At 38.6% G+C, this 7,277-nt stretch carries 8 protein-coding genes; 2 read left to right on the top strand and 6 right to left on the bottom strand.

Going from position 1 to position 7,277, the window contains the following annotated elements:
- Window positions 1-63 precede the first annotated feature (63 nt).
- Window positions 64-285, bottom strand: a complete 222-nt coding sequence (locus cpu_RS09755) for an ABC transporter permease subunit (RefSeq protein WP_234970231.1) — start codon at window positions 283-285, stop codon at window positions 64-66.
- 14 nt (window positions 286-299) lie between these two features.
- Window positions 300-1,118 (bottom strand): basic amino acid ABC transporter substrate-binding protein, encoded by an 819-nt coding sequence (locus cpu_RS09750; protein ID WP_075859812.1) that lies wholly within the window; start codon window positions 1,116-1,118, stop codon window positions 300-302.
- A 196-nt stretch (window positions 1,119-1,314) separates the two neighbouring features.
- On the opposite strand from cpu_RS09750, the gene cpu_RS09745 reads away from it, so the two are divergent.
- Window positions 1,315-2,205 (top strand): DMT family transporter, encoded by an 891-nt coding sequence (locus cpu_RS09745; protein WP_075859811.1) that lies wholly within the window; start codon window positions 1,315-1,317, stop codon window positions 2,203-2,205.
- A 13-nt stretch (window positions 2,206-2,218) separates the two neighbouring features.
- On the opposite strand, the gene cpu_RS09740 is transcribed toward cpu_RS09745, so the two are convergent.
- The 4 genes from cpu_RS09740 to cpu_RS09725 all read right to left on the bottom strand — a co-directional run bounded on the left by cpu_RS09740 (window position 2,219) and on the right by cpu_RS09725 (window position 5,671).
- The gene (locus cpu_RS09740; protein WP_075859810.1) at window positions 2,219-3,136 is read right to left on the bottom strand and encodes a cation diffusion facilitator family transporter; all 918 of its coding nucleotides are present in this window, start codon (window positions 3,134-3,136) and stop codon (window positions 2,219-2,221) included.
- A gap of 132 nt (window positions 3,137-3,268) precedes the next feature.
- Window positions 3,269-3,814, bottom strand: a complete 546-nt coding sequence (locus tag cpu_RS09735; RefSeq protein ID WP_075859809.1) for a GDSL-type esterase/lipase family protein — start codon at window positions 3,812-3,814, stop codon at window positions 3,269-3,271.
- A complete protein-coding gene (tsaA, locus tag cpu_RS09730; RefSeq protein ID WP_200800675.1) occupies window positions 3,815-4,207 on the bottom strand; it encodes a tRNA (N6-threonylcarbamoyladenosine(37)-N6)-methyltransferase TrmO in 393 nt (130 codons plus the stop codon).
- Window positions 4,208-4,303: 96 nt separating this feature from the next.
- The gene (locus cpu_RS09725; protein ID WP_075859808.1) at window positions 4,304-5,671 is read right to left on the bottom strand and encodes a cytochrome B6; all 1,368 of its coding nucleotides are present in this window, start codon (window positions 5,669-5,671) and stop codon (window positions 4,304-4,306) included.
- A 115-nt stretch (window positions 5,672-5,786) separates the two neighbouring features.
- On the opposite strand from cpu_RS09725, the gene cpu_RS09720 reads away from it, so the two are divergent.
- Complete coding sequence (locus cpu_RS09720; protein ID WP_075859807.1) at window positions 5,787-6,998, top strand: DUF438 domain-containing protein; 1,212 nt, start codon at window positions 5,787-5,789, stop codon at window positions 6,996-6,998.
- The last annotated feature ends 279 nt before the right edge of the window (window positions 6,999-7,277 follow it).

Raw genomic sequence — 7,277 nt, 5'->3', positions numbered from 1 at the left:
TTATACATAAATTATATCATAAATTTAGGGGCTATTGTTATTTTATTCTACATTTTCTATTTTTTATAATACTTTTTTCAGGGGTCTCGGAGTTCCCCGGATAAAATCCACATAAACCCGGGCTATAAATTTTAAAAGGGGGTTACGCGCAATGCGCATAAGCCCCATAAATAAACCAATTAAAGTTCCTAACGATACGGCAATAACTGTAATTTTTAAAGTAACGACAGCCCCCTGTGCTAAAACCGGCAGTGAATCAATTACTACTGACCATTTTAGTTCCACTTACTCCACCTCAATTAGTTCTGCGGTTTTTCTCCAAACCACTTTTCATAGATTTCCGCATATTTACCCGATTCTTTTACTTTCTTCAAGCCTTCGTTAATTTTTTCTAAAACGTCTGGCTTTGATTTAGGAACAGCAATCCCATACGATTCCCCGGTTAATTTATCCCCTACCATTTTTAAATCGGAAAAGCTTTGTTTAATATAGTAAGCATTGACCGGCCAGTCGTTTATAACCGCATCAACGCCGTTATTTCGTAATTCCATCAGGGCATCGGGAAGGGTATTAAAAGTCTTTACCTCTTTTACGATCCCCTTGGCCTTTAAATCATTGGCATAGTCCGCACCGGTAGTTGCAATTTGCACCGCTACCTTTTTCCCTTTTAAATCGTCAATGGTTTTAATAGTATTGTTATCACCTTTTACTACAATAGCCAATCCCGAATTATAGTAAGGGTCGCTAAAATTCATAACTTCTTTCCGCTTATCGGTAATAGAAATAGCTGAAATAGCCGCATCAACGGTGCCACTTTGTACTGAAGTCAACACTCCATCAAAATTCATACTCTTAATTTCGACCGCTAGTCCTTCCGCTTCCCCAATTGCTTGAATTAAATCCATATCAAAGCCAATGTACTTTCCCGAAGAAGGATCCTGAAACTCAAAGGGTGCATAGGAAGTATCGGAAGCTACCACAATTTTTTGCTTTTGCCCTTGGCTTTGCTCCTGTTTTTGTTCCCCGCTATTTTGCTCTGCCTGTTTATTACCACAGGCGGTAAGGGTAAACCCCAAGGTAAGGATCAGGGCTAAAAATAACACCCCAAATTTTTTCATTTAATAACTCCTCCTTCATTACTCTTTAGTGTATTAAAGCACTAACCTTTGAATAATTATAAATTGTTTAGTACAATTAGTCAATGTTAAAATGTTCTGAATTTTATCCCAAAATTTAAATTATTTTTATCCTTCTCTAAACAATTAATTGTTTTGTATAATATAAAAGTACTTTAAAAAAAGGGGGGGTAAAGCAATGGATCATAAAACCAAACAACTTTGGGCCGACATCAGTTTAATTGTCGTTACAGCGTTCTGGGGAACAACTTTCGTAATCATTAAAAATATCCTAGCTAATATAGAACCTTTCTCATTTTTAGCTTTTCGCTTTCTACTTAGCGCTTTCTTCCTTTTACCTTTTCTTTTACAAAAAGAAGGGTTCTCCCTTAGAGGAATTGTTTTTGGCAGTATAGCCGGATTCTTTCTCTGGCTTGGCTATATCTTGCAAACAATTGGTTTAATGTATACCTCCGCCGCCAATAGCGGCTTTATAACTGGACTTGCGGTAGTAATGGTCCCGGTTTTAAGCAGTATCTTAAACAAACGTCTTATTACCCGGGGAGTCGTTACCGGAACCCTTTTATCCTTTCTGGGATTATTTATCATGTCCTTTGACCTTAAAGCTGGCTTTAATTTTGGCGACGTTTTAACTTTAGCGGGGGCGTTATTTTTTAGTATGCAAATAGTTTCCGTAGAACGCTTTTCTCCGGATTTTCCGGCTACCTCATTAACTCTCGGGCAAATTGCCACGGTAGGCATTTTAAGTTTGCCCGCTGCTTTTTGGCTGGAAACCCCAATAAAGCCTTATCCCGTAGGGGTATATTACGCTGTTATCTTTACTGCCATTTTTGCTACTGTCCTTGCTTTTTTAGTTCAGTCTAAAGCCCAGCAGTTTACCTCTGCTTCCCATGTAGCGTTAATTTTTACGTTAGAACCGGTTTTTGCCTTACTTTTCGCCGTCCTCTTTGGTGGCGAAAGCTTAGAGGTAAAACAAGGAATTGGTGCTTTTTTTATTTTAGCAGGAATGCTAGCTGCTGAATTTTTAGACCAGTATTTTCAAAAATCAGGGGAAATACAAAAAAAATAAAAAAGCTTCCCCGTTACAGGTCAGCTTTTTTTTCCGGGCAATAAGGGCAGTCCTCGCACTCTCTTTTGTCTTTTTGACAGGGCTCAGCATGAATTAAGACATGAGAATTGGGAAGTTTCCCCTCAATATCTCGCTCAATTTTATTGCAAAGGTCATGAACTTCTTTTACCGAAAGCTTCTCCGGGACCACTAAGTGCAGATCAATAAACCGCTCCGAACCGCTTTTCCGCGCCCTTAATTTGTGAAATTCTATAAATTTTTCTCCATACTGGGAAATAGAATCTTTGATTAAAGAAATCTCCCCTTCCGGTAAAGCCGTATCCACCATATTGGCAAAACCTTCAAAAGTAATTTCATAAGCTGCTTTTAAAATCATCCCCGCTACAATTAAAGCTAAAATCGGATCAAAGTAAGATATCCCGGTAAGCTTTATTAACATAAGACCTAAGAGTACACCCACCGAAGTATAAACATCGGTTTTTAAGTGCCAGCCATCGGCTTCTAAGGCAGGAGAATCGGTTTCCTTGGCAATTTTTAGTAAGGTTTGGGAAATAAAAAAGTTAATAACTGCCGATACCGCCATTACCCCTATACCCCAGCCAAGGCTTTCAGGGATTTCCGGATGCCAAAATTTTGGTACCGCTTCTTTAATAATTAAAACCGCCCCCAGAAAGATTAAAAGCCCTTCAATAGTACCCGCTATATTTTCCACCTTGCCATGACCATAGGGATGGCGTAAATCCGCCGGGCGGCTTGCAACTTTTACCGAAAAGAAGGTAATCACCGAGGCTAATAAATCCACTCCCGAATGCAAACCCTCGGCAATAATACTAACCGAACCGGTAAAGATACCTACCATAACCTTAAAAAGCACCAAAAGGCTGTTAGAAATAATGGAAAGCCTTGCCCAGGAGACTTTCTTATCATTCAAAATAAACACTCCCGCAAGTTTTTATTTTTTAATTAATTATATTATATTTTGCAGGAAATGGTGACTTTTAACAAGGATAAATTAGCTATTTTAACGTAATTTTAATTTTTGCTCATATTTAGCTAATTTAGATTAAAAATCATTTTCAATGCCCAAAAATTCTAAAAAGATTTCTGCCATTAGCCGGTAGCCTTCCTTTGATGGATGAATACCATCAATTAAAAGTCCGGGATTTTCTTCTAATTCTTTATTAAACGGTTCATAAAAATTCAAGTAGTTTATTTGAAGCTTTTTGGCTAATTCTGCATACTTTCTGCCTAAAATATAAAGCCTCCTTACTGCCCATTGTTCCTCTAATACCGGTAAGGGATTTCCAAGAATAATTTTTTGAACTCCCCTTTCTTTAGCCCAGGTTATTATTTCCTCAACATCTTGAAGGATTTCCTGCAAAGAACGATTGGCATAAACATCATTGGTACCACCTAAAAGCACCAAAGTCTTACAAAGCTCTTTTTCTCTTTTAAACCTAATTTTCATGTCCAATACGGTATCCCCACATACTCCCAGGTTTTTAAAACTAACTCCTAATTTTTCTGCGGCTAAATTAGCCCAGGAATCCCTGGGCTCATAAGGAAAACCATAAGTTAATGAGTCCCCGAGAAAAACAAACTCCACCACTTACCGCTCCTCCCCGTCAAATTTCCGGCTTTTAGGTTTAATATCTAAAACTGGTGTTTGGTTTAAGCAGTCAATCCCTTTTACAGTTAAGACATTTCCTTCCCTTTTTAAAAGCTTTCCGGTAGCAATCCCTAAATGGTTAGGTCTATTGGGACTTCTCGAGGCAAAAACACCGGTTTCCTTGCCGTCCCGTCTCACCGTTACTAATTTTTCTTCGTTACTTAAATGAAAATAAAAAATAATGGTTATTTCCTCTTCTTCCTCAATTTTGTAAAGTCCGGGAACAAACTCGTCATATATGACAATTTCCGAGATATCTTCGTCATAATCCATTTTTTCTTTGGAATTAAAGCTGTTACGCACGTAACCAATCGGCCGCAGCACTATCTCCACTTTGTTACACCCCCTACCCCTAAAATACACCATTCCCGCAAAAAGATAAAGGGAGGGTTTTACTCCCATCCCTCCCTTAAATTTATTAAACCGGCTTTAAAGCTGGCGTAAGAAAGCCACCAGCGCTTCTTTTTCTTCCCGGGTAAGTTTTAACTCTAATACCAGATTGAAAAATTCTACCGTATCTTCAATGGTTAAAAGTCGACCATCGTGAAAATAAGGTGGTGAATCCTTTAACCCTCGTAAAGTAAAGGTTTTAATTGGCCCCTCCGGCCGGCCTTGATAAAATCTTTCCACTTTTAAATCGTGCATTAACTGGTCGGTGTAATACGGTGCCGGATGGCAGTAGCCGCATCTACCTTTGCCAAAAAAGATTTTTTCCCCTAAAAGTTCCTTTTCGGTAGCTTTAGCCGGGTCAAGCCTGCCATAACGGTTTAATTTAGGTGCTGGTGGAAAATCAATGATATTGATAAACTGGGCCATATGCATTACCTGCTCCCGGGATAGCTGGTTTATCCCTTTTTTGGCTGCTAAAGTGTGATCACCGTCAAAATAAGCTGACCGCTGTTCAAATTCTGTAAAGTCCTCTACTGAACGAAGGGACCTTTTTGAACCAAAAAGCTGCTGGACATGGGTACCTCTAAGGCTTACCGTATCAATGCGAAACCGCGTTTCCTGGGGCCGGTTATCGGGATTTAAGTGAAACTGGCCGGTGGTATGGCCATTGACGTGACAGTCAAAGCACGACACCCCAAGGCTTGGTTTTTCACTTTTCCGGTCGTCGGTTGAGTTAAACTGCTGCTGGGGAAACTTGGTTAGAAGAAGCCGCAGTCCTTCCAATTGCACTGGCGTTAAAATATCTTTAAAAAGTTCGTAATAGTTATCCAAGGTGATTTCTTTTCCTTTGGACACATCCCCTAATTCCGGGTGGGTTGTAAGATATAAAGGCGGCGGAAATTCCGGTAAAAAAGCATCAGGCAAATCAAAATCCACATCAAAACGCACTAACTCCGGGTGAATCCTGGTCTGCACCGGTGGAAAAACCATCCCTCCGTTTTGAGGATGGGGATGAGGAAGAGGTAAGTAGGGAAAAACTCCTTTTTCTTTTATTTCTTCGGGAGTCATATTGGCCAAATCTTCAAAGGTAAGTCCATCTTTTAATTTTGCTGTTGGTCCTACGGGAATTGGTTTTCCCCCGCTCATGGTTACTTCGGTAGTTGTTTTTGGGGTAAGATTATACCTTTCTTTTAAAAGTTTCCTCTGTTTGGCCATTATTTTGGGTTTATTGGCTTTTTCCTCTTTCATAATTTCGGTAAAACTTTTGTCTCGCAAAATCTTATCTACCTTAACATATCCCCAGGAAAAAGCTAAAAATAATAAATAAATGCCACCAACTAAAAGAAAAATCTTTACCACTATACCCCAGTTTTTGTTCGATCTTAAAGGCACGTAGCGAACTTTCAAACTATCACCTCCTAAAAAATCCTGTAAAAATTTATGCCTAAATTGTTAAATATATCACTGTTAAGTAGAAAAATCTGGGATAAACTAAAGATAAAATTAAAAAAGGAGGGTTTTTATGAGTGAACTTATTAACAACCGGGAGTTTAGGAAAAAAGCCATTAAGGAAATTATTTTAGATTTACACCGGGGCAAAACAGTAGAAGAAGTAAAAGAGCGTTTTGATGAGATTATAAAAGATGTTGCTCCTACTGAAATTACCTTAATTGAACAAATGCTGATACAGGAAGGCTTGCCTGTGGAAGAAGTTCAAAGGCTCTGTGATGTTCACGCGGCAGTTTTTAAAGAGTCTTTAGAAGAACAAACTTTCCCAGAAACTCAGCCCGGTCACCCAATCTATACTTTTAAAGCAGAAAACCGAGCAGTAGAAAAACTGGTAGAGGAAATAAGAAGTACTTTAGCCAAGCTTAAAACAGCTTCCAGCGCCCAAGAAAAAGCTATCTCTTTAGAACTTACCGCAAAATTGAACCTGCTTTTAGATTTAGATAAACATTATAGCCGTAAAGAAAATCTTCTCTTTCCTTTCTTAGAAAAGCACAACATCATGGGGCCACCCAAGGTAATGTGGGGAGTAGATGATGAAATTCGCACAGCAATTAAAGAGGTCCGCTCCCTTGCTTTAAACTTTACCCCTGAAAAGAAGGATGAACTTTTACAAAAAGTTGAAGTAGCACTGGAAAAAGTTCTGGAAATGATTTTTAAGGAAGAAAAAATCTTATTCCCCATGTGCCTTGAAACCTTAACTGAAGATGAGTGGTGGGTAATTTACGAACAAAGCGATGAAATAGGCTATTGTTTAATCGAACCCAAAACCGGCTGGAAACCAAAGCGGGAAACTTCAGTAAAGGACCAGGAAATGGCAAAGGAAGGTTATATAAAGTTTAATACCGGTCTTTTAACCCAAAAAGAAATAAGTTCGATTCTAAACCACTTGCCTGTAGACATTACTTTTGTGGATAAAGATGGAGTTGTTAAATATTTCTCCGAAAGTAAGGAGAGGATTTTCGTCCGACCCAAAACCATTATTGGTCGAAAGGTAGAAAACTGCCATCCCCCTGCCAGTGTTCATGTGGTAGAAAAATTAGTGGAAGATTTAAAATCCGGTCAAAAAGACCATGAAGACTTCTGGATTCACTATCAGGGAAAATACGTTTTAATCCGCTATATTGCCGTTAGGAATGAAAAGGGAGAGTTTATGGGGGTCTTGGAAGTAACCCAGGATATTAAGCCATTACAGGGGATTTCCGGGGAAAAAAGGATTATGGATTAACCAAGGTCATACCCAACAAGCTCTAACTTAAAAAAGGTAGCTAAAAATGTACAAAAAAGTGCCCCCGGTAAAAAGGGGCACTTTTTTGTTAATAGAGTATAACAGAAATCAACGAAATTTACACCACAAACATTAATAAATGATAAGCGGCTTAATTACCCCATCTTCCTTAGTTTTCATTAAATTAGAGAATGTTTAAGGTTTTGTGTAAGTGGTAAATAATACCACTAAGGAGATGATCACTTATGCAAAACCTTGAAAACCTGACGGTAAAAGATT

This window comes from Carboxydothermus pertinax (assembly GCF_001950255.1).
GTDB classification, from domain to species: domain Bacteria; phylum Bacillota; class Z-2901; order Carboxydothermales; family Carboxydothermaceae; genus Carboxydothermus; species Carboxydothermus pertinax.
The sequence above is the reverse complement of the archived record's forward strand: the minus strand, read 5'-3'. Positions and strand labels throughout refer to the sequence as shown.